The following is a 20,832-nucleotide window of genomic DNA, read 5'->3' as shown; positions in this document are numbered from 1 at the left end:
TAGCCAGAAAAGTCTGAATGTGCAAATTAAGCATCTGTAAACACTGTGTGAAGCGTTGAAGGGGGCATTAATTCATAGCTGGCTATTATAATTTTAAAAATATAACCTGTTGTATTTATTGTTTTTTTATTTGTTTATAAAATGCGATGTTTTATCATTTGCCATGAATAAATATTTAGCAGGGGACTTTTTTTAGGATGGCGTTAAACGCTATTGTTTATGCCGGCTTAATGTGCGTTTAAGTTAGGGTAACGTTTTTGATATAACATATATTATGTTAGTAATTAATTAAAAATATATTCTTGTGCGGTGCCGGGATTCTGCTACTGAGAGAAAAATAATAACTAACAGGGAGTAAAGATAAAATATCCCGCTCAACATTTAATGGGGATACGACGTCAACATGATTCTGAGAAAAAAAAGAGGGGCCCGGGAATGAATAAAATGCATCGCTCACGCGTTTACTGACGTCATTCCCATTCACCCTGGAGCCTTTTATGAACACCACCTCTGTGCGTTTGATCCCGGTGCTGATTTTTTCCCTGTTGTCTCCTCTCGCGCTGGCGATGGGCGATAATAGTACCGAGAGTAAAACACCCGACTGTCCGTCCGGACAGGTGTATGACAGTGCAACTCAGAAATGTGTGCCCGATAAGAGCAGCAGCCTTAGCGATCAGGACAAAACCAACTATGCCTATCACCTTGCTAAAAAAGGCGAGTACCAGGCGGCGCTGAACCTTCTTGATTCGCTAAAAAATAACAACACGGCTGAAGCATGGAACTATCGCGGGTATGCCACCCGCAAACTGGGTCGTACGGATGAAGGTATCGGTTACTACCAGCGTGCGCTGGCTATCGCCCCGGATTATGCCAAAGCCCGTGAATACCTGGGCGAGGCGTGGATGGTCAAAGGACGTCCGGATCTGGCCAAAGAGCAACTGAAAGTGATTGCCGGTATTTGCGGCCAGTCCTGTGAAGAGTACCGTGACCTGCAGGCTGCCATTAACGGACATCCGGAATCCTGATTTTCTCGTGGAGGGAAAACACATCGCTACCCGTGAGGTTCGCCAACAGTTAGCCGTACACCTCTCACGTCTCTGGCGTTATGGGCTGGTGTTGTCGCGAAACAGGGATGTCGCCGAAGAGCTGGTTCAGTCCACCTGCGTCCGCGCGCTTGAAAAAAGCAGTCAGTACATGCCCGGTACGCGTATCGACAGGTGGCTGTTTGCGATATTGCACTCCATCTGGATCTCTGAGCTTCGGGCACGCCATGTTCGTCAGGGGCAGGGGTTTGTCGCCAGCGACGAGCTTCTGGCGCCGGATACCCGTGAAGAGGATGAGACGCACCTGCATTACCTGAAGGTGATGCAGCGCGTCAACGCGCTCCCGGAAGCCCAGCGCAACACGGTTTTTTTGGTGTATGTCGAAGGCTTTACCTATCAGGAAGCCGCGAACACCCTGGCGGTGCCGATCGGTACCGTAATGAGCCGACTGGCGACGGCACGGGCAACGCTGGCAGCGTCTGCCGATGCCTTGCCCCCGGTTAAGGAGAAACGCTCTTGAACGCGCACCGTTTTACAGCGCCCTATAACGATGAGGCTATCGTGGCATGGATAGATGGCGAGATGTGTCATGCCGACGCGCAAAAATTTGAAGAAGAGTTGAGACGTGACGAGCGCCTCTCCGGGCGGACCGCCGAGTTAATGAAAAGCAATGCGGATTACCCCGGCGCGTTTGCCGCTATGCTGGATGATGCTCCTCTGGAGAAGATGCAGGCCCGGCTGGCGGAACTGCCCGATCCGAAGCCCGCTACCCCGGCTGGCGTAAGCCGGCGCGCACTCATTGCCGCATCGGTCAGTTTCCTGGTGGTCGGTTCCGGCGTGGGATATGGGTTGCGACCCGCTTTCGCACCTTCTGATGAAAACGCCCATATTCGTGACCTCGAAGCGCAATACATGTCGCTTTACAGCGTCGAGACATTGCTGGATATGGACAGCGCGCCGCATGTTCTGCAGCGTGGGCTGGAACGGGCAGCGCAGGATATCGGCCTGCAACTTCAGGCGTCACAGCTTATCCTGCATGGAGCAGAGCTTAAAATGGTCCGCATGCTGCGCTATGAAACCACCTCTATCGCGCAGATCGCCTGGATAAATGCCGACTATGGCCCGATGGCGCTGTGCATCTCCCCGGCAGAGCAGACAACGACAGCCGCTCAACAGGAACAGCGGCACGACATGAACCTGGTGTGGTGGCAGAAAGCGGGATATCAGTTTGTGCTGATCGGCCGCAACCCGCTCCCACAGTTGCGGGGCAGTGCAGAGCAGCTGCAAAGCCTGATTTCAGGATGACGGGATACCGTTAGCCTGAATCGCAATGGTGATGGCAATCCTGTCATCAACGACCAGCGCAAATTTATCCATGCCGTAGTCCGCGCGCGAAATGGTCGTTGTCGCATCCAGCGTGAGGACCGGCGCGTGCGGATCTTTCACGACGGCGTCCAGAATGACCGGGCGGGCAATGTCGCGTACGGTCAATGTTCCGAACACCCTGAACGTTCCTGAACCCTGAGCGACCACGCGTGAGCTGATAAATTCGATAACAGGATAACGTTCAGATTCAAAAAACATGTCGCTTTTCAGTTGCCAGGTGAGCAGGCTGTTTGAGGCAACCAGGGTGGCCACGGGAAGGGTGATATGAATATGGTCATCGATATCCTTATCCGGGTTAAGCGTTACGGAACCCGTGACGCCACTGAATCTGGCCCAGGAGAGGATCCCCCCGAAGGCGTGCCAGGATAACCGAATGGCGGTGTTTTCAGTATCAATGGTATAGCTCTGCGGGGCGGCCTGCGCCAGCGGACAGAGCAACACGAACAGAATAACCAGGCGTCGCAACATCTCAGGATCTCTTTAGGGGTGGCAAGGCGTTAACGCGCAACCCCGGGGATCTATTCGGCTTTAGGCGTCAGGACGTCTTAATAATATCCACCGAGATCTCGACGGCGGTTACCGGACCCCGGTTTTCCAGCCAATGGACCGTGTTGTGATCTTCCGGCCAGCCGACACCGGGACCGTAATCAGTCGCAATACCGTTACGATGATCGGTGATGGTTCCTTCAAGGATAAATACGGTGCCGGGCCTGTCGATATGATTATGCACCGGACCAAAGACCGCGCCGGGAGCGAGAGTGACTCTGCGCATACGAAGCTGGCGACCGGCCATGCCCGCTATTTCCGGACCCAGATCGACGACGGAGAGTAATTCAACGGTAACGCCCTGGGTTTCAGGTGCGGTGTGTTTGCTGTTCATGATGGAGTCCCCCTGAGTCAAGTTTAGTCTGCAGGGAGCAGGGCAGGAGGGAATAAAAAAGGCCGCGTCTGCGGCCTTTCGAAGGGATTACTCAGTGACTTTCTTTTCCAGCTCGCTGGCACCTTCTTTGGTCTTATTCCAGCCTTTCTCAGCACCTTCTTTGGTGGCATCCCACCCTTTCTCGGTGCCTTCTTTGGTTTTATGCCAGGCTTTCTGGGAATCTTCGCTGACCTTGCTGCTTAAGTTTTCGGTTTTACCCTCTGCAGCATGCTTCTGTTTCAGCTTCAGCTCTTCGCCTTTATTCTGCTCTTCGTGCAGTTTTTGCTTCGCGTCGTTGGCGTTTGCCTTCGCCGCAGCGACGGTATCGTCAGTTGCATGTGTGGTCGTAGCAAATACTGGGGAAGCCAGCAGAACGGCAGATAATGCGATAATTGTTTTTTTCATAATATCCTCATTTAACGTTATCGGTTATGAGCGTGATTCAGCATGGCACAGACGAAGCGGCGTGGCTTTAGGAAAAAACTGTAATGTTATTTTGGCGTTATACCGTGAAGCGTATTTAGTTACGCAGAGGAATTAATTATTTTCAGGATCAATGCCGTGTACCAGGGGCGTGCATATCCCTATTACTGGTGGCTTTTGGCCATGAGTAAAGTTAATTAACTCACTGAGCTTCGCAAAATATATTTTGACTCTCCCCGCTTGTTGGGGAGAGTTCGCAGAACAGTTTCACGTTGTCGCTCCTGGAATAGCCTGAAAAAGGCCCGCCAAAGCGTCGGGAGGTGTAAATATCGCGTTTTTGTCCCTGAGGGTCGATTGTTGTCAGTGTCCAGCTACTCAGGCGATCTTGCGGTCCGACGGGTATAAAAACATGCCAGTCTCCCTGCGGTACGAAAGAAAAATACCCGTTATTATCCGTTTGTGTCGTGGCAATGTGTCGGTCGAATTCCACTAACGAAACGGTTACCCGGGGCAGCGGTTTCCCTGCGTTATTCAATGTGCCCTCAATACGAGGGGAGGGATAATCATGGTAAACGCAACCGCTGAGCAATAACGTGAGAGCCACGATAGCCTGGCTTGCGATGCGGTTTGAGGACGCTGTCATGGGTGCGAATCCTTTTGCGTTGAGGTGTTTTTCGGTGGCGTGAATGCAGTATACGCGGGTGGTGTAATTTCGGAACTATAGATTCTGTTAAGGGTTTTGATTTACTGAGTTTTTCCAGACTTATGCCTGGATAAATTGAGCGTGTGAATAGACACTGGCACCTCCAGGAGAATGTAGCTTTACGAGCTACATAATAAGAGGTCTTGTCGTTGCCTTTACAATGTTAACGTACTGACGTTGCGCTTTGCAGAAAGTCGCATCAACGAACTTTCTCTGGCGCAGGAGTGGCTGAAATCGTCATGTATTTTTTCAGGCCAGCCTCTCGTTTTGCACCTTGGGCTCTGAACCAAAAGGAAGCCTTAAGCGCGGGGAGTCGACGTTGTTCACTGTCCAGAGAAAATTACCAATGAATCGGAAATTGATACTAGCTACTGTAACGGATAATACCTCAAAACTTCCCGTAGAATACTCATTACCCAAACGGACGATTTCTTTAACGCCATCCTTAACATCGATAAGAGCAATTGACAGTGACTGCTCGAAAATAATGTCATCCGTTAAAAAAGATATAGCGATGATCATTAACCTGAACAGCTGCTTCCAGTATTTGCCCTGGTACAATAATGTCTGTGCTATTGCCATTGATCACTACGCTAGACTGCGCCTGGGATAAATCTGTCGCTTCCTGACCCTTTACCAGAGATATTAAATTAACCTGTTTCATAATCAATTCCACACACTCCCCATTTCCCATACTGCAAGAGCACAGCTGACAAAACCACCAATAAGTACACAAACAGGTGCATCTGGCCCACACATCAATCCCACCATTACGCAGCCTGCGGCGTTTATCGCTATTTGCCGCCCCGATTCTGAGATCTTATCCTCAGCGGTAGAAATTTCGTAAACAGAAATTGCAATCGAGGGCACGACGAGCCCTTTTCCTAAACGCGAGAGCTGTATCAATTTCTCTGGATTAAGCTGGTTGCCCTCGGACAACGACAGACACAAAAAAGCCCGCATGGCTTGCGCCGTGCGGGCTCTCAGGACTTCATCTGATGACTCTGGTAATCATCGATGGAGAATTTTGGTGGAGCTGGCTGAGAGCGACACCAAATATTAACTATCTGATTCTTTGAGCAATGTAGCGGGAATCAATGTCACAACAGTATGTCACACCCAGCTAGCTAGGATCAATAGTCCTAACGGCTCTGAGTTGATTGCTTTTTGGCTGCTTTGAGTTGCTGAGTGAAGAAGCGAGCTCTGTCTTTCTGCCTGAAGTCAACTTGACCAGCTGCATGTAGCTTGCCTGCTAGCTTTTCTAGATGGATTATTTTTGCAGAGTTGTCTTTTGCTTCAGCCAAAGTAACGAATTCTTTTCCGATTGAATCATTGTGTGCCCAACGTACCTTGAGTTCTCCATCCTGAATTACTATCCCTGTAAGCAGCTTTCCCTCTGATGAAGAATAAAATCGCTCTTTTTTGTCTTTAGAGGTGAGCCCATGAGATCGAATACATTTTTTAGCTTGGGCGGCAAATCCTTTTGGGATTTTCGAACCAGAAAACGCTACATCGTCAACATATGCCGTAAATACCAAGCTATTTGAGGCCGCAAGGTTGCTAAGCTCATCGAACATATCTTTATTAGCCCAAAACGCTATAGCCATGCTTATCGGGCTGCCTGTGGGCACTTTTCCTGCAAAGGTCACGAGATTGGTCATTACATAAGCCACATCAGGTGACATCTCAAATTTATCAACAAATGCCTTATAGACCTTCGCTGCCCTAGTGGAGGGGAAAAACTTGTGAATGTCGAGCTTCAGAAGCTCAGTTGCTTGCTTATGGGATTCTGCATTAGTTAATGTTGAATGCTTCTTCCGCCCGGAGTGAAGATATGGTGGTAACTCGATTCTACTCAATAATACGCCGATCTTCCTGTGAACTGCTTTGAGCTGGGCAATTGGTTCCTGAATCTTCCTTCCTGCGTCGTTCTCGAATTCTTTGTATGCTGAGTCAAGCATTAACTTATCTGCTTGTTTTTTCGATAACCCAGTGATTTCTAAAAGTTTTTTCTTGTTTTTGAGTTTGAATAATGGAGATTGATTCAGGGGGTAGAGTTTGAGGGATCTGTGAAGACTAGGGGTACGTTTTGTGCTTTTCATTGTTGTTTATCCTATCTATTACGGCCTCCATTACAGGAATCCCTTGATGGAAGCTAAGATGAAGGCAACAGTATCAGAGTGAATAATCGCTGTGAAAGCCTCGTTGGCAACACAGCTCAAGAAAAACATGCCTAAGCCTTTAAGGTTTTTCTTTAACTCTTCACTCACACAAAACGTTTGCTGAACACTAGCCTGGCATTTTTTACGTGTCTTTCGACCCATAATACATCTCCTTCTCAGTTCCCGGTCACCACTATGGTTACCGGCCTCGCCTGAACTGACAGGAATAAGAGATGTTCAGCAATTAACCCCAGTTTTCGACGTCACTAAGTGACGTCCCCTCGCCACAATCCCGGCAAGCCCAACTGTCACAGCAATTACCAGGGCGTTGGTGATGCGTTAGCATCGTAACGTTGGAACATTGAGAACGTGCGGCATGCGTCGTGTGGGGAGAGAATAGAGGCCGAAGCCTCCACGATGGCTGACAAGCAGACCATCAAGCTTTTGCGAGGAGCTCTCTCCTAGGTACTAGCAGGAGTATTTTATGATCAGATTCATATGGTTAGCAATAGAGAAGAGGAGGGAATGTTTTGAAGTGTGAGTGAAAATGATGATGGGTTTTAGGATGCGAATTCAACTCCCGCACTGGAAGTTGAATTCGTAAAGATCGTTAATGGGAAAGAATCGAACCAATGATTCGTTGTCGTAACTACAAAATCATCGAATAGCAGTGAGTTACCTTTGTGCTTCGATTTTGAATGTGTAACTAATTTGTCTCATCAACAACTCATTCCCTTACCCAAGTTGCAGCCAATCAGCAAAATTTGCTTACGAGTTCATCGACATGTTCGCGGGCTTCACGATACCTTTCTCTTACGACATTTATGACTTCACCGTTTGGCATCTCGTAGTGTGTCTGTGCAGGTAGTTTAAAAAGCGGAATTCCTAAGCTCGCTGAAACCTTACCTGAAGTGTGGAAGTCTTTTACTTCGGAAAGAAACTCCCGCTCCCAACCTGATTGAGTTCGGATTGTTCTGCTACGAGAAGTGAACAAGTCAGGAAAACGAAGATACTGCTCAAATGCGAATTCACATAGCGCTTCTTTAATCGAGTCATAGGCAGTAGCTACACCTTTGTTTGATGTGTAGTTGTTGAAGATAAAGCGATCAAGTTTAGGCAATTCGAGATTATTATCAGCAGCTTGGCTATGGAAGGTTACGAACTTTTGAGCATAAGTTTGAGCTGCTGAGGATGGATAATGTCCATATAGCAGCATCATGATCCCTTTCATGCCTTCCAGAGAGCTATAGTCAGCCATCATTGGCACAACAAGCCTATCTGCTGAAAGCAGTGCCATTTGAGTATAAATGGAGAAGCTTGGATTACAGTCAATAAATACCACTAAATCATCATACTCTTCAGTATCATGCTCTAGATGGCATAAACGACGAAAAGCTGTCATATACTCTCGCCATGCATACCTGTTCGCTGGGTTGATCACTGCATAGTTCAGAGCGAGAGTCAGGGATTCTAAAAAGGAGTCCCCTGCGATCAAAAACAGATTTTCACTAATCTGATCATTGTACCGATTTACTGGGACCTTGAAGGGACGGCGTATGCTAGTAAAGTCTGAGTTACCATCAAGTAGCCAGTCCAGGAATCCTACAACGTTTTTCCTCGTTCTGGACGATTGCAGTTCTTGGTTGGTTTCATAACCCCGATCTCCTCCACCCAGCAAGTATTGCGAGATGTTTGCTTGCGGGCATAGGTCAATAACCAAGACTTGCGTGCTTGGGTTTTCATCTGCGTATTGCGTGGCTATGTTGAAGCCAAGCGTTGTTTTACCAACGCCACCCTTGTTGTTGTACATCGCATAGATCTTTACGGACATTATAGTTTTACCCTGAGGTTAGGCATTTGCTGTGATAAGTGGTGATAGCAGCATATCACTGTAAATACCTAACCATAAAGGGGCCGAAATCAACCAATCGGCAGTACATTAAAGTATTTTATTTACTGCACTTCGCATGAATATTCGCCGCTCCCGCCACTTATCATTTTGAGGGTGAATTTTTTATCAGCTGTGTAGTCAATGTTGAATGCTATGCCTAAGCTAGAGAATGTCAGGCTGTTAACCCCCTTATCATCCTCTGCTCCCATAAAGAACTTAGCTCGTCGCGTTCCGTTTGGAGTTGATAGATCGGCCCATCCGATTTCTTCCTGTTTTTTCAGGGTGATATCTACTGTTATGTTGTTTTCGCATGATAGTTTTACATATACATCTTCAGATGCTGTTGCTGTGGTGGAAATGCTTGCAAGCAGCATAACGAGTAAGCCGATTCTTCTTCTCATTGAATAAATCCTTTTGCTTGTTTGTTTAGTTTTTTGATTGGTCACGCACTATTCGGTAAATGCTGGTGATACCGATACCTAACTGACGGGATATTTCGGGCTTGCTCAGTCCTTGCTCAAGCATTTCGATAACTTCATGCGATTTGCCGCGAGCAGTGGCCTTCCGACCCTTGTACTTGCCCTTGAGTTTTGCCAGAGCTATACCCTCAGCCTGACGCTCCAGCATCATTTCACGCTCAAATGTGGCAATAGCCCCGATCATCGTCAGCATCAGCTTTCCTGTAGGTGTGGCTGTGTTGATGCCAATATTGAGGATATTCAGGGCCACTCCTTTACCCTGAAGGTATTCGGATACTTCCAATAGATGGCGGGTATTACGGGCAAGGCGATCCAGTTTTGTTACCTGAACCACATCACCTTCACGAACAAACTCCAGCATTGCATGAAGTTCTGGACGGTCATCTTTTGCACCGCTGATTTTCTCCCTGAATATCTTCTCGCAGCCGGATAGCGCTTCGAGTTGTGTGTCCAGACTTTGCCCGGTAGTAGACACACGGGCGTAGCCAACTGTAGCCATACGAGCTCCTTACCCTGCCAATAGGCCATGCTATACTGCAAAGGCCTGCCAAAATGCCAAAACCACCCTATGGCATGTCCTTATCGGGCATTTCATTGTTGTGCTGGTGGCAGATCTTTAGGGCATGGTTATTGGCAGGGGGAAAGTGGTTGGTTAGATTGTGGAAACGTCCGGTGGTGTGAACATTTTGATGATTGATTCAAGTAATGCTGTGGCAAAGGCAACCAAGCCAGTTACCAGTGCCGGGATGATTACATCACGTATAAACATAGTGCCTCCTGTTGTGGTTAACACGTTGCTTATACCGACGATATGTTGCCCTATTGACCTAGGGCGGTGACACTTTTCAAATGATGTGAGATCTGCCAAAAAGGTTGATGTTGTCAGCCATTACTTCAAAGTAACTCGCCTATGACAACTGAATCCCTATACATTTGTAGAGGCTATAGGGCTGTATTGCGGTGGGTTTTGGGGGTTACGGCGTTTAAACCCTCCGCAATCCCCATGATCTCAACGTTTTAAGGTAACTTTGTTCAAACGTTTAGCTTGATCTTAGGTTACTAAGGATGTGCTCGACGCTTTTGGCAGGTAACCAACGGTGAAGAGCTTTAGCGAATGATTCCAGTGGCACCTTTAACTGGCGTTGCTTCTTGGTTCTGCCGTCATTATAACGGATGCCACATTTTTTCAGCGCCTCTTTAATGCCCCGCAGCGGTTGTTTATCGTAAGTTAGCATATCTGCATTCATGTTCTTTCTAGAATCATATGCATTCATTGCCGAGTTTGAATCAATGATGAGTGAATCGCCTTCGACTGTACGACAGGCGGAGATGATTCCGTCCAATAAAGCTGATTCAAAGCCAATAAGGCGATTGTTGTCACGCACTAGATCGAACCAATCATCACTTTCATCATGTTTGACCCTGATGATTGTCGTGTGAGGAGCCTCTTTTTTGATTTCTGTATCTCTAATCAGATCGGCTGCCTTGTTTGGGGCTAAAGCGTGCTCTTCTTCGTCAAACTCAATAAGGTACAAGTGGTAGTTTGAACTGTCCTCATTACCATTCCAGTAATGTTTTACAGCAAAATCAACGTAGTACTTGCCATTGCACATGCGATGCTGGGAATACAGTTCATAATCACCGTAGGTGATACTCGTAAGTTCAGCATCAATAAATTCACGGAGTTTGTGACCAAAGACAACCTCTCTCCGACTTAGCCCTTTTGGACGAATAAGCCTGATGCCAGTGTATTGTTCGACCTTCTGAGCAACTTCTAGATGCTTGTGATTTCGGGAACCGTAAGTCAATAAGACTAAGGCTGAACGGGCTGAAATCCAGGTTTCTTTGCCGATTTGGTCATGTAGAACGGCACCTATCTCACGAATTTCATGCCCGAAGAAGTTACTGGGTAATTTTTGAACCATGCTCTGGCTGGTTTTATACCAAATAGCCCTCGAACCACGCGGCTTCGGTAGGTTTTTAAACAGGATATAGAGGTTTAATTGCCATTTCCCATCATTATCCTGACGAAACATCGAATTACGTGGGAGAGTTGCATTTACCGGATAGCTCTTTTTGACTTGTATCATCATGCTACCTCGAAGCTCTGGAACAATTGAAGTGATGTGTATGGCCTGACTTGCGAGGTGATGGATGAAAAGTCAATATTATCAATAAGATGTTTCATTTGAGTCACGTCGGTAGGAAGAGGGAGACCGTAGTCACTTCCTTGGTGACCCATCATCCGTTGTAGATATTCTGGTGATGGATGCTGAGCAAAGAGCTTATCGCGGAATGCATGACGGAAAGCATAAAGCGTCGCTTCTTTTGGAAGGTTTTGCTTATCACGCAAGTTGTGGTTAAACCACTTACCCGGTGTATGAGAAAAATAACCCTGTACAGGGGTAATTTCAGGGAAAAGCCTGACATCTTGGCCTTGGGATGCTCGAATGTCTTCGACAAACTTAATGAACCCAATTTCAACAAACTTGTGGTGAATGGGTACATAGCGTTGAGCACTCGGTGTTTTAAGTGATTGTCCTTCAAATCTGTCATCAATGCGAAGGCACCAGCAGTCGCCAACAAGCTCAACATCTTCGGCATATAACTGGCATGCTTCGCTTGGCCTCATTCCGGTAAACAGGCAAAGAAGGGGAAGCCAAAAATGATGTGGATGCTGGATAGCCTTTTTGGTTAAAACTCCTTGATGTTGAGTGAAAATCCTGTGACTGAACACTCTGGTTGCATCTGTATCACTCATTGAGTGCCTTGCAGCTTTGTTGTTACGTTTAGGAGCTGGTAGTGGCTCTTTAGGAATCGGGTTCTCATTAGTTAAATGTCCCGTAGCTTGCATCCATTCGAAGAATCTACGTGTTTTTTCAAGGTGAGAATTTGCGGTTGCCGTCGTGATAAATTTTGTTGCCTTAATTTGAGATAGTAACTCTGGTAAAGGGTTATCCAGCATGTCTTTAGTTGCTAGCCCAACAGGAAGAGTCAAAAGCATTTCACGGAAGTCTCGCCCTTTGGCTACAGTTATGCTGTTTACCGAGACATTGCCAAAGAAACTGATGGTTAATGCTAAACATTGAGCGTATTTGTTTTGTGTTTTTTTAACGTGTTTCTTGATTTCATTTTCCCCCTGATATTTGCTGATCATATCAGCAAGAAGATGAACCTCTTGCTCAGGGGCTGTTGTCACAGGAACCAAGGATGAAGAGGCTCGACGCCAACCGGACTTGCGGCCAAGAATGATATTCCGTGTCTCTTGCAATGATTCGATTTTCGCATGGGCTACTTCACGGGCGATGTCCTGCAAGTCGTACTCGCTAAGCGAAGCTTTCAGGTGGGGTAATTTATCTAGGACAGTGTTGGCTTCTGCCTGATGGAGTTGGGGTCTATCATCAAACGCCACACGCTCTTTCAGATCAGACATGAGTGTATCAATGTCTTCGAGTAGTCGGTTGAGATCCCCTTCCGTGCGCCCTGAACGTGAAAACCAGCGTTCGGTTTCTTCTGCTGTCCATTCGGCAACTTGTGCTCTGAGAACTGCATCAATGGTTTCTTTTGTCTTATCGTCCATCAAATTCTTCTTCTGGTTAGGGGCCCCCAAAGATCTAACTAATCTCAAGCAAAGAGGCAACAAACGTAGTGCAAGAAGACGTGCACGGTCTAGATTTGCTGTTTTAAGGCTCATCCTAAATTCAATTGCACTGCCTTGTTCGACAAAACGCTTCCTGAACCACCAAGTGTGGTTACGCTTATAGAGGTAATGGGGGATGCTGTTTGATGGCATATGGTACACTCCTGAGTCACAGTTGTGCCACACGCCCAAAGAAAAACGGCCTGAAACTCTATGAGAATCAGGCCGTTATATTTGGTGGAGCTGGCGGGAGTTGAACCCGCGTCCGAAATTTCTACATCCTCGGTACTACATGCTTAGTTTGTCTTTACATTCGCACGCCAGCTGCGAACAAACACGCCACTAACGTACTAGCCTGATTAGTTTTAACGCTTCAACCCCAGGCAGGGCTTCCACGCGATCTCTTTTGGGTTTGACCTCTCTTGAATCCCCGTCTTAAGAGCGGAAGCTAGGGAGAGAGGGCTCAGAGCAGGTTATTAAGCTGCTAAAGCGTAGTTTTCGTCGTTTGCGACTATTTTTTTGCGGCTTTTTACGAGGCAAACCGCCCCTCGGCATGCACCTTGGGTTTCGCAAATCCCGTCGAATCCAGAATCAGCCCCAATAGTGTTGAACTGAGTATACCAGATTTTACATCCTGGATACCAGCCCGGAACGCTAACTTATTGAATAGTACAATAAGTGCGCAGAATCAACGTCCTGCGTTTTTCATAATACGTGCTTTGTCGAGCTGCCATTCGCGCTCTTTCAGATCGGTACGTTTGTCGTGCTGTTTTTTACCCTTCGCGACGCCAACTTTCACTTTGCACCAGGCATTTTTCCAGTACAGCGACAGGGCAACCACGGTGAAGCCTTCACGGTTAATGCGCCCATAAAGGGACTCCAGTTCGCGCTTGTTCAACAGCAGCTTACGGGTACGCGTTGGGTCACACACGTAGTGTGACGAGGCGACGGTCAGCGGCGTGAAGTTGGCACCGAACAGGAAGGCTTCGCCATCTTTCAGGATCACGTAGCTATCACCGATGTTGGCTTTCCCGGCGCGCAGCGATTTTACTTCCCAGCCCTGCAATGCAAGGCCAGCTTCGAATTCTTCTTCAATAAAATACTCGTGGCGAGCACGCTTGTTGAGCGCAATGGTCGCCGAGCCTGGTTTATGTGCTTTTTTCTTCGTCATAAGTATCGTAAAGCCATCGGTAATCTGATTTCAAAAAGTCACCTCATTGCGTCCTGTGAGGTCTAACGCGCTATATTAGCACGAGATGAGGCTTAGCGTTTTTTTAACAGGTGATAAATGTTATTATTTGTCGGTTGTGTGACCATGGGAAATGCTATGCCTCAGATTAGCCGTACTGCGCTTGTTCCATACAGCGCGGAACAAATGTATCAGTTAGTGAACGACGTTCAGTCTTATCCAGAATTTATTCCGGGATGTACCGGGAGCCGAGTGCTGGAGTCTGGCCCGACGCAGATGACGGCGGCGGTCGATGTCTCCAAAGCGGGGATCAGCAAGACGTTCACCACCCGCAATACGCTGACGAGCAATCAGAGTATTTTGATGCATCTGGTAGATGGTCCGTTTAAAACCCTGATGGGTGGCTGGAAGTTTACCCCCCTCAGCGCTGATGCCTGTCGCATCGAGTTCCAGCTGGACTTTGAGTTTACCAATAAACTGATTGAGCTGGCGTTTGGCCGCATCTTTAAAGAGCTGGCCTCGAATATGGTTCAGGCGTTCACGACCCGCGCCAAAGAGGTTTACAGTGTCGCATAAGATAGCTGTCGAGGTGGTGTATGCGCTGCCGGAGAAGCAATATCTGCAGCGTGTGATGCTGGAAGAAGGTGCGACCGTTGAGGCGGCTATTCGCGCTTCTGGCATCCTTGAGCTTCGTCGTGACATCGACCTGGCGAAAAATAAAGTCGGCATTTACAGCCGTCCGGTCAAACTGGCTGATGTGGTGAATGAGGGTGACAGGGTCGAAATTTATCGCCCGCTGATTGCCGACCCGAAAGAGCTGCGTCGCCAGCGTGCGGAGAAATCGGGTAAGTAGTTTGCTCTTCACCTTAAGCCTGATCTCAAAGGGGCGAGGGGGATGAAGGAATACAAAAAAGGTGCTCATTGAGCACCTTTTTGCATCTCTGACACCTGATTATTTGGTCAGGGCAGGCTTGTTGTCGATGTTGGTCAACACACCGGCGCTGCTGAAGGTCAGCGTCAGGGTCTGCTGGGACGCGTCTTCATGGCCCGGCTGCTGACGGAATACATAGAACCAGGTGTTTGTGCCGAACGGATCGGACATCATTGGGGTTCCAAGTGCATAAGCGACCTGCTGTTGTGTCATCCCCACACGGATTTTGGACACATCGTTAGGGGTAAGGTAGTTCCCCTGGTTGATGTCAGGACGGTAAACCACTTTCTCCAGAGTGGAACAGCCTGCGGTCAACATCAGAAGAACCGCTGCGGCAGCGGTCAGCATTTTACAACGCATAGTGATTTGATTCCTTTTCGGGCCCGAGCAGAACGCGGCTCATATGTTATATGCCGATGATAATAGACCTTGCCCCACTTTGAAACCGGTCTGGCGGCGTTTTTGTTGTTCTCTATGACCCTGAGATCCCGAAAAAGTTTATGCCGCCAGCAGTTCTTTCGCGTTCGCGAGCGTATTTCGCGTGACTTCACTGCCGCCCAGCAGGCGTGCCAGCTCCTGCAGACGTGCGCGTTTATCCAGTGGCTTCATGTGCGTTTCCGTCATTTCACCGTCAGTTTCTTTGCTGACGATAAAGTGATGATGACCACACCCGGCCACCTGCGGCAGGTGGGTAACACACATGACCTGCGTTGATTCACCCAACTGGCGCAACAGTTTGCCGACGACCGCCGCCGTAGGGCCGCTGATCCCCACGTCCACTTCATCGAAAATCAGCGCCGGGGTTTCCATTTTACGTGCGGTAATTACCTGAATCGCCAGCGCGATACGCGACAGTTCACCGCCGGAAGCCACTTTAGAGATGGGCTGCAACGGCTGCCCCGGGTTGGTAGTGACGCGGAATTCGATACGGTCCGCACCTTCCGCCGTCAGATGGTTCTCTTCGAAACGGACATCGATGGTGAATACGCCGTGCGGCATCGCCAGCGTGTGCATGCTGTCGGTGATGTGCTGACTCAGTTCCTGGGCGTAATGTTGACGGATCTCATGCAGCTGTTTCGCCGTCGTCAGCGCCTGTTCATGGTGCAGGTTCACCGCCAGTGACAGGGTTTCCAGCGAGTCAGCCTGATCGTCAAGCTGCTGTTGTTCATCAAGCAGGGACTGATAATAGCCAGGCAGCTCTTCTGGCGTAACGTGGTGCTTACGCGCCAGCGAGATCTGACGGGAGATGCGTTGCTCCAGCTCAAACAGACGGTTCGGGTCGAGATCCAGACGTTCACAGTAGTGGCGCAGTTCGTCACTGGCTTCTGAAATCTGAATCGCGGCCTCTTCCAGCATATCCAGTACGCCAGAGAGTTTGCTGTCCATGCCGGCCAGCTCGGTGATGAGCTGACGAACATTATACAGCTGGCTCTGCAGGTTCACGTCTTCACCGTCAGCCAGCATGTTAAGGGCATTCTGGCTGGTTGAGAGCAGGTGACCGCTGTTAGCCAGGCGCTTGTACTCTTCGTCGATAAGCTCAAATTCACCCACCTGCGGGCTAAATTCATTGAGTTCTTTAAGCTGGTATTCCAGAAGCTCAGCACGGGCGGCACGCTCCTGGCTTTGCTGCTGGTGTTGGGCAAGCTCACGGCAGCTTTGATGCCACTGGCGATAGTGCTCCGCCATGCGCTGAGTAAGTGCGTACTCACCAGCATAGCCATCAAGCAGCGCTTTCTGCTGCTCCGGTTTAATGAGTTGCTGGTGCGCGTGCTGGCCGTGGATCTGAATGAGTAACTGGCCGAGCTCGCGAAGCTGGGAAAGCGGGACTGCAGTGCCGTTGATAAAGCCGCGGGAACGACCATCGCTGCTGATAACGCGACGAAGTAAACACTCACGTCCGTCTTCCAGCTGGTTCTCTTCGAGCCAGCGCAGGGCAGCAGGGGTATCTTTCAGGGAGAAGCGAGCGCAGAGATCGGCACGGTTTGCGCCCCTGCGCACCATGTCACCTTCTGCACGGCCGCCGAGGCACAAGCCGAGGGCATCTATGGCAATGGATTTACCCGCACCGGTTTCCCCGGTGATCGCCGTCATGCCGCTGTGGAAATCGATCTCAAGCTCACGAACTATGGCAAAGTTGTTGATGGTCAGTTGCGCCAGCATAATTGTTTTCCTGTATGAAAAACCATGACTGTGTTTTCATACAGTATAAACTGGTTTTATATACAGTAAAGTACTGGATGCAAAATCAGAACAATTTTTTTGACCAGCCAAGCTTCGAGCTTAATGTATTGAAATAGCTGTAATCTTTCGGGTGAATAAGATTCAGGTGGTAATCACACCGACGAATGAGAACATCTTCACCTTCCTGAATAGGCAGCGCAATCTGGCTGTCGCAGCTGATCTCCAGATCGTTACGGCGGTGCGAGAAACGCAGACGAATGGTGCTGCTGCTGTTGATCACCAGCGGACGCGCGGAGAGCGTGTGCGGGAACATCGGTACCAGGGTGATGGCATCCAGTGAAGGGGTGAGGATCGGACCACCCGCAGAGAGCGAGTAGGCAGTCGACCCTGTCGGCGTGGAGATAATCAGCCCGTCAGAACGCTGAGAGAAGGCGAAGATTTCGTCGATATAGACTTCGAACTCAATCATGTGCGCCACTTTGCCGGGATGGAGCACCACTTCATTAATCGCGGTGCTGATGCGCTTCTGGCAGTCCTGCTGACACACCTGCGCTTCCAGCAAAAAGCGTTTTTCGCTGATATAATGACCTTCCAGCACGTCGGCCAGCTGCTGCTGGGCGTTGTCCGGATCGAGGTCGGTCAGAAAGCCGAGATTGCCGCGGTTGATACCGATGACCTTGATGTCATAACGCGCGAGCGTTCGGGCCGCGCCGAGCATATTGCCGTCGCCACCGACCACCACGGCGAGATCCGCCTGCTGGCCAATTTCCGCCAGCGTGCCGGTTTTGACGCTCTTCAGCTGCAGCTCCTGGGCAATCTGCTGTTCGACCATCACTTCATAGCCTTTGCTACACAGCCAGCGATACAACATTTCATGTGTCGTCAATGCGGTAGGGTGACGCGGATGCCCGACGATCCCAATACACCTGAAATGATTATTCATTTTCTGGAGGTCCTTGTGCCTGATGAATGATGACAATCTGTCTTGTTCCCTTGAATCCCGGAAACTGATCCCCATAATAAGCGAAGTTAGCGATATGAATGCAGAAAAACGCGGAGAAATTCATGAGTAGTAAAGAACAGAAAACGCCTGAGGGGCAAGCCCCTGAAGAAATTATCACGGAACAGCACGATGATGTTGAGGCTGTAGAGCCGGACGCATCTGCTGAGCAGGTGGACCCGCGCGATGAAAAAATTGCGAATCTGGAAGCTCAGCTGGTAGAAGCACAGAATCGCGAACGCGACAGTGTTCTGCGCATCAAGGCGGAAATGGAAAACCTGCGCCGTCGTACCGAGCAGGACGTTGAGAAGGCGCATAAATTTGCGCTGGAGAAATTCATCAACGAACTGCTGCCGGTTATTGATAGCCTGGATCGCGCACTGGAAGTGGCTGATAAAGCTAACCCGGACAACACCGCGATGATCGAAGGTATCGAACTGACACTGAAATCCATGCTGGATGTGGTACGTAAGTTTGGCGTGGAAGTGGTTGGCGATACCAACGTTCCGCTGGACCCAAACGTGCACCAGGCGATTGCGATGGTGGAATCAGAAGACGTTGAAGCCGGTAAAGTGCTTGGCGTGATGCAGAAAGGTTATACCCTGAACGGTCGTACCATTCGTGCTGCAATGGTTACCGTGGCGAAAGCGAAAGCGTAATTTGCCATCTGTAGTGCCGGGTGGCGGCTTGCGCCGTACCCGGCCTACTCTCTACTCAGCAATACTTTCCCGAATCGGTTTTACCGGCAGGACTTTCACCTGCTTAATCATATTGTCCTGCACGTCCAGGATATCAATATCGTATTGCTCAATGCGCACCCGCGTGCCCGCCGCCGGGATCTCTTCCAGTGCTTCCAGAATCATCCCGTTTATGGTGCGTGCTTCATCTTCCGGTAAATGCCAGTTAAAGGCTTTATTGAGTTCGCGAATGTTCGCGCTACCGTCGATCAGCACCGAGCCGTCGTTCTGCGGGGTGACTTCTTCCGCAAGGGAAGGGGACATTGAGGTGGTAAAGTCCCCGACAATCTCTTCCAGAATATCTTCAACCGTCACCAGCCCCTGAATATCCCCGTACTCATTAACCACCAGGCCGACCTTCTTCTTGTTACGCTGGAACTTCACCAGCTGGGTGCTGAGCGGCGTTCCTTCCGGCACGTAATAAATTTCGTCGGCGGCGCGGAGCATCACCTCTTTGGTGAACTCTTTTTTCTCGGTCATCAGACGATAAGCTTCACGCACGCGCAGCATGCTGATGGCATCGTCCAGAGAGTCGCGGTACAGCACGATACGCCCGTGCGGGGAGTGGGTCAGCTGGCGGACGATGGCTTTCCAGTCGTCATTGATATCAATGCCGACGATCTCGTTACGCGGCACCATGATGTCGTTAACGCTGACCTTTTCCAAATCCAGTACCGAGAGCAGCATGTCCTGATTACGCCGGGAGATCTGCGAGCGTGATTCATGCACGATGGTGCGCAGCTCTTCTTTGCTGAGCGCGCTGCTGATGGTGACGTCTGCTTTGATACCGATCATCCGCATCAGAACACGCGTCACCATGTTCAGTAACCAGACCAGCGGCATCATCAGGATCAGCAGCGGTGCCAGCAGGAAGCTGCTGGGGTAGGCCACTTTTTCCGGGTAGAGCGCGGCGATGGTTTTAGGCAACACTTCTGCAAACACCAGCACCACAAAGGTCAGCACACCGGTGGCAATGGCGACGCCGGCGTTGCCGTACAGGCGCATCCCAACGATGGTACCGAGTGCAGAGGCAAGAATGTTGACGAGGTTGTTACCGATAAGCACCAGACTGATCAGACGATCCGGTTGACGCAGCAGTTTTTCGACGCGACGGGCGGCACGGTTACCCTGTTTAGCACGATGACGTAACCGGTAGCGGTTTAAGGTCATCATGCCGGTTTCCGAGCCGGAGAAATAGGCGGAGATGACCACCATGACGATCAGGGTAATGATCAGCGTGGTGGTAGAGATGTGTTCCAGGGGGAACTCCTTTGTTACTTAGCCAGCAAATTGCTGTATGAAGCGGCTGCCAAAATAGGCAAGGGTGAGAATGCCCGCGCCCGCGACGTTGAACCAGACCACGCGACGACCGCGCCAGCCTTCATGATAATGGCCCCATAACAGGACAATATAGACAAACCACGCGATGATGGAGAGGACCGCTTTATCGATATTCTCCACGCTGAACAGGTTTTTCATATAAAACAGGCCCGTGCACAGCGTTAACGTCAGCAGCACGACACCGACCTGCGTGATGTGGAACATCTTACGCTCAATCACCATCAGCGGCGGCATCTCATGGTTAAAGGCCAGCTTTTTGTTTTTCAGCTGATAGTCAATCCAGGCGAGCTGCATGGCATAGAGCGCGGCGATAATCAGCGTTGCGTAAGCGAAGAGTGACAGGCCGATATGCACCAGCATTCCCGGCGTCGCTTCCAGATGCGTAATAAACTCATTGGGCATAAACGTGGCCAGGGCCAGGTTGATCAGCGCGAAGGCATACACAATCGGCAGTAGCAGCCAGCCACGGTTTTTAGAGGCGACAATGGTCATCACCGTACAGATCATCAGGCTGACCAGCGAGCCGACGTTGAGCACGCTCAGGTTCTGTACGCTGCCATCGCCGGGGATAATGCGCGATTCCAGCGCGAACGCATGGCTTATCAGTGCGATCACCGCCGAAAGAATAGCCATGCGTCGCCAGCCGCTGTTTTTTTGCAGCAGTCCAGGAATGATCAGCGCGAGGCTGACAGAGTAGGCAACAAGGGCGATCAGTGCGAAAACAGGCATATAGGCATCGACAGTTGTCTTAATAAGAAAGAGAAGCAGTATAACGTTACGTGACGCCTGCTCCAACCGTTGCATAAC

23 protein-coding genes and 1 other RNA gene are annotated in these 20,832 nt (G+C 49.5%); 6 read left to right on the top strand and 18 right to left on the bottom strand.

The features are described 5' to 3' along the window. Window positions 1-497: 497 nt before the first annotated feature. From ACMGG3_RS13045 to ACMGG3_RS13035, 3 genes are read left to right on the top strand one after another with little or no spacing between them, the layout of a single operon-like run. The gene (locus ACMGG3_RS13045) at window positions 498-1,025 is read left to right on the top strand and encodes a tetratricopeptide repeat protein (protein WP_032678808.1); all 528 of its coding nucleotides are present in this window, start codon (window positions 498-500) and stop codon (window positions 1,023-1,025) included. Window positions 1,026-1,032: 7 nt separating this feature from the next. Then, complete coding sequence (locus ACMGG3_RS13040) at window positions 1,033-1,563, top strand: sigma-70 family RNA polymerase sigma factor (protein WP_414149226.1); 531 nt, start codon at window positions 1,033-1,035, stop codon at window positions 1,561-1,563. After that, window positions 1,560-2,348 (top strand): anti-sigma factor family protein, encoded by a 789-nt coding sequence (locus ACMGG3_RS13035; RefSeq protein ID WP_047356646.1) that lies wholly within the window; start codon window positions 1,560-1,562, stop codon window positions 2,346-2,348. Before ACMGG3_RS13040 ends, ACMGG3_RS13035 begins: the two co-directional genes overlap by 4 nt. On the opposite strand, the gene ACMGG3_RS13030 is transcribed toward ACMGG3_RS13035, so the two are convergent. From ACMGG3_RS13030 to smpB, 13 genes are all read right to left on the bottom strand, one after another. Continuing rightward, a complete protein-coding gene (locus tag ACMGG3_RS13030) occupies window positions 2,340-2,897 on the bottom strand; it encodes a YceI family protein (RefSeq protein WP_414149225.1) in 558 nt (185 codons plus the stop codon). The two genes, ACMGG3_RS13035 and ACMGG3_RS13030, sit on opposite strands and share 9 nt — an antisense overlap. 67 nt (window positions 2,898-2,964) lie before the next feature. Next, a complete protein-coding gene (locus ACMGG3_RS13025; protein WP_414149224.1) occupies window positions 2,965-3,309 on the bottom strand; it encodes a cupin domain-containing protein in 345 nt (114 codons plus the stop codon). A gap of 87 nt (window positions 3,310-3,396) precedes the next feature. Next, on the bottom strand, window positions 3,397-3,753 hold the full coding sequence (locus ACMGG3_RS13020) for a hypothetical protein (RefSeq protein WP_047366113.1): 357 nt from the start codon (window positions 3,751-3,753) through the stop codon (window positions 3,397-3,399). A 1,211-nt stretch (window positions 3,754-4,964) separates the two neighbouring features. Continuing rightward, window positions 4,965-5,138 (bottom strand): hypothetical protein, encoded by a 174-nt coding sequence (locus ACMGG3_RS13015; RefSeq protein ID WP_414149223.1) that lies wholly within the window; start codon window positions 5,136-5,138, stop codon window positions 4,965-4,967. A 478-nt stretch (window positions 5,139-5,616) separates the two neighbouring features. Next, complete coding sequence (locus ACMGG3_RS13010) at window positions 5,617-6,576, bottom strand: reverse transcriptase family protein (protein WP_251336570.1); 960 nt, start codon at window positions 6,574-6,576, stop codon at window positions 5,617-5,619. A 30-nt stretch (window positions 6,577-6,606) separates the two neighbouring features. Beyond that, window positions 6,607-6,798: a hypothetical protein gene (locus ACMGG3_RS13005; RefSeq protein ID WP_058608446.1), complete on the bottom strand. Its 192-nt coding sequence runs from the start codon at window positions 6,796-6,798 to the stop codon at window positions 6,607-6,609. A gap of 592 nt (window positions 6,799-7,390) precedes the next feature. After that, window positions 7,391-8,467: a ParA family protein gene (locus ACMGG3_RS13000; protein ID WP_251336571.1), complete on the bottom strand. Its 1,077-nt coding sequence runs from the start codon at window positions 8,465-8,467 to the stop codon at window positions 7,391-7,393. A gap of 122 nt (window positions 8,468-8,589) precedes the next feature. Next, window positions 8,590-8,928 carry a hypothetical protein gene (locus ACMGG3_RS12995; RefSeq protein WP_251336572.1) on the bottom strand — a complete coding sequence of 113 codons (339 nt, stop codon included), beginning with the start codon at window positions 8,926-8,928 and terminating at the stop codon, window positions 8,590-8,592. 25 nt (window positions 8,929-8,953) lie between these two features. After that, window positions 8,954-9,505 carry a recombinase family protein gene (locus ACMGG3_RS12990; RefSeq protein WP_251336573.1) on the bottom strand — a complete coding sequence of 184 codons (552 nt, stop codon included), beginning with the start codon at window positions 9,503-9,505 and terminating at the stop codon, window positions 8,954-8,956. A 541-nt stretch (window positions 9,506-10,046) separates the two neighbouring features. Then, the gene (locus ACMGG3_RS12985; RefSeq protein WP_251336574.1) at window positions 10,047-11,099 is read right to left on the bottom strand and encodes a hypothetical protein; all 1,053 of its coding nucleotides are present in this window, start codon (window positions 11,097-11,099) and stop codon (window positions 10,047-10,049) included. Next, window positions 11,096-12,799 carry a site-specific integrase gene (locus tag ACMGG3_RS12980; protein WP_414149222.1) on the bottom strand — a complete coding sequence of 568 codons (1,704 nt, stop codon included), beginning with the start codon at window positions 12,797-12,799 and terminating at the stop codon, window positions 11,096-11,098. The genes ACMGG3_RS12985 and ACMGG3_RS12980 overlap by 4 nt, the downstream gene beginning before the upstream one ends. A gap of 82 nt (window positions 12,800-12,881) precedes the next feature. Continuing rightward, window positions 12,882-13,245: a transfer-messenger RNA gene (gene ssrA, locus ACMGG3_RS12975) on the bottom strand. Window positions 13,246-13,334: 89 nt separating this feature from the next. Beyond that, window positions 13,335-13,817 (bottom strand): SsrA-binding protein SmpB, encoded by a 483-nt coding sequence (smpB, locus tag ACMGG3_RS12970; RefSeq protein WP_008502505.1) that lies wholly within the window; start codon window positions 13,815-13,817, stop codon window positions 13,335-13,337. A gap of 156 nt (window positions 13,818-13,973) precedes the next feature. Between smpB and ACMGG3_RS12965 the strand changes: the two genes are divergently transcribed. Together ACMGG3_RS12965 and ACMGG3_RS12960 are read left to right on the top strand one after the other, a co-directional pair. Beyond that, entirely contained in the window at window positions 13,974-14,411 is a 438-nt protein-coding gene (locus tag ACMGG3_RS12965) for a type II toxin-antitoxin system RatA family toxin (protein WP_024908332.1), read from the top strand. Further along, window positions 14,401-14,688 (top strand): RnfH family protein, encoded by a 288-nt coding sequence (locus ACMGG3_RS12960; protein ID WP_032680464.1) that lies wholly within the window; start codon window positions 14,401-14,403, stop codon window positions 14,686-14,688. Before ACMGG3_RS12965 ends, ACMGG3_RS12960 begins: the two co-directional genes overlap by 11 nt. A gap of 99 nt (window positions 14,689-14,787) precedes the next feature. Here the strand turns inward: ACMGG3_RS12960 and bamE are convergent, their stop codons facing one another. The 3 genes from bamE to nadK form a co-directional block, all read right to left on the bottom strand. Further along, window positions 14,788-15,126, bottom strand: coding sequence for an outer membrane protein assembly factor BamE (gene bamE, locus ACMGG3_RS12955; protein WP_014171256.1), 339 nt, complete (start codon window positions 15,124-15,126; stop codon window positions 14,788-14,790). Between the two features lie 138 nt (window positions 15,127-15,264). Next, on the bottom strand, window positions 15,265-16,926 hold the full coding sequence (gene recN / locus ACMGG3_RS12950) for a DNA repair protein RecN (RefSeq protein WP_150344238.1): 1,662 nt from the start codon (window positions 16,924-16,926) through the stop codon (window positions 15,265-15,267). A gap of 85 nt (window positions 16,927-17,011) precedes the next feature. After that, entirely contained in the window at window positions 17,012-17,890 is an 879-nt protein-coding gene (gene nadK, locus ACMGG3_RS12945; protein ID WP_020883909.1) for an NAD(+) kinase, read from the bottom strand. 122 nt (window positions 17,891-18,012) lie between these two features. Between nadK and grpE the strand changes: the two genes are divergently transcribed. After that, window positions 18,013-18,606 (top strand): nucleotide exchange factor GrpE, encoded by a 594-nt coding sequence (grpE, locus tag ACMGG3_RS12940; RefSeq protein ID WP_020883911.1) that lies wholly within the window; start codon window positions 18,013-18,015, stop codon window positions 18,604-18,606. A 51-nt stretch (window positions 18,607-18,657) separates the two neighbouring features. Here grpE and ACMGG3_RS12935 read toward each other — a convergent pair whose 3' ends face one another. Then, window positions 18,658-19,944 carry an HlyC/CorC family transporter gene (locus tag ACMGG3_RS12935; protein WP_032670206.1) on the bottom strand — a complete coding sequence of 429 codons (1,287 nt, stop codon included), beginning with the start codon at window positions 19,942-19,944 and terminating at the stop codon, window positions 18,658-18,660. Between the two features lie 18 nt (window positions 19,945-19,962). Further along, the gene (locus ACMGG3_RS12930; RefSeq protein ID WP_003863130.1) at window positions 19,963-20,754 is read right to left on the bottom strand and encodes an inner membrane protein YpjD; all 792 of its coding nucleotides are present in this window, start codon (window positions 20,752-20,754) and stop codon (window positions 19,963-19,965) included. Window positions 20,755-20,832: the final 78 nt, after the last annotated feature.

The sequence above is a fragment of the Enterobacter sp. BNK-18 genome, from assembly GCF_047456135.1.
GTDB lineage: Bacteria > Pseudomonadota > Gammaproteobacteria > Enterobacterales > Enterobacteriaceae > Enterobacter > Enterobacter ludwigii.
This window is presented reverse-complemented; position numbering and strand designations above follow the sequence as displayed.